Here is a 1178-nt window from a genome sequence, read left to right as displayed (position 1 = left end):
TCGCTCAACCTGCCCGCCGGGGCGGGGGAGCACCTGGCGGCTCGGGCCGCGCTGCTGGACGGCACCTACCGCGAGGTCGCCGCGCGGGTGCCGGCGAACTCCCAGATCGTGTTCGACGACGACGGCCGCCTGCACTTCGCCGCCCTGGAGCCGGAGCCCGAACCCGCCTCCCTACGCCAACTGCGGGAGGCGGTGGAGACGATGCTGCCCCGTGTCGACCTGCCGGAGGCGTTGCTGGAGGTGTTCTCGTGGACCGGCGCCGACCAGGCGTTCACCTCGGTCACCGGCGGCGAGGCCCGGCTGAAGGACCTGCACGTGACGATCGCCGCGCTGCTGGTGGCGCACAGCTGCAATGTCGGCTACACCCCGGTCATCGGGGCCGCGGACGCGCTGAAGTACGGGCGCCTGTCCCATGTCGACCAGACGTATCTGCGGCTGGCGACGTACCGGGCGGCGAACGCCACGTTGATCGACTGCCAGGCGTCGATCCCGCTCGCGCAGGCGTGGGGCGGCGGCCTGGTTGCCTCCGTGGACGGCATGCGGTTCGTCGTGCCCGTTCCGTCGGTGTACGCGCGGCCGAACCCGAAGTACTTCGGGCGCCGGGGCGGGGCGACCTGGCTGAACATGATCAACGACCAGGCCGCGGGGCTGGGCGGGAAGGTCGTGGCCGGCACCCCGCGCGACTCGCTGTACGTGCTGGACGTCCTCTACGACCGCGACGGCGGCAAGCGTCCCGAAATGATCGTCACCGACACCGCGAGCTACAGCGACATTGTCTTCGGGCTGCTCACCCTGGCGGGGTTCGCGTACGCGCCGCAGCTCGCTGACCTGCCGGATCAGAAGATGTGGCGCATCGACCTCGCCGCCGATTACGGGGCCTTCCAGGACGCCGCCCGCGGCCGGATCGACCTCGCCCGTATCGAACGCCATTGGGAGGACATCCTTCGCGTCATCGGCTCCATCCACACCGGAGCCGTGCGCGCGTACGACGTGATCCGGATGCTGTCCCGCGACGGCCGCCCCACGCCGCTCGGCGACGCGATCGCCCACTACGGGCGGATCGCCAAGACCCTGCACATCCTGCGCCTAGCCGACGAGCCCGGCTACCGCCGCCAGATCAAGAGCCAGGCGAACCTCCAGGAGGGCCGTCATTCCCTCGCCCGGAAGATCTTCCATGG

1 protein-coding gene is annotated in these 1178 nt (G+C 70.8%); it reads left to right on the top strand.

Features of this window, described 5'->3' with window-relative positions:
* Window positions 1-1178: transposase (locus AB0L95_RS42240; protein ID WP_365172004.1), on the top strand; the 1178-nt coding region annotated here is incomplete at both ends.

Source organism: Streptomyces sp. NPDC052036 (genome assembly GCF_040680495.1).
Taxonomy (GTDB): domain Bacteria; phylum Actinomycetota; class Actinomycetes; order Streptomycetales; family Streptomycetaceae; genus Streptomyces.
This window is presented reverse-complemented; position numbering and strand designations above follow the sequence as displayed.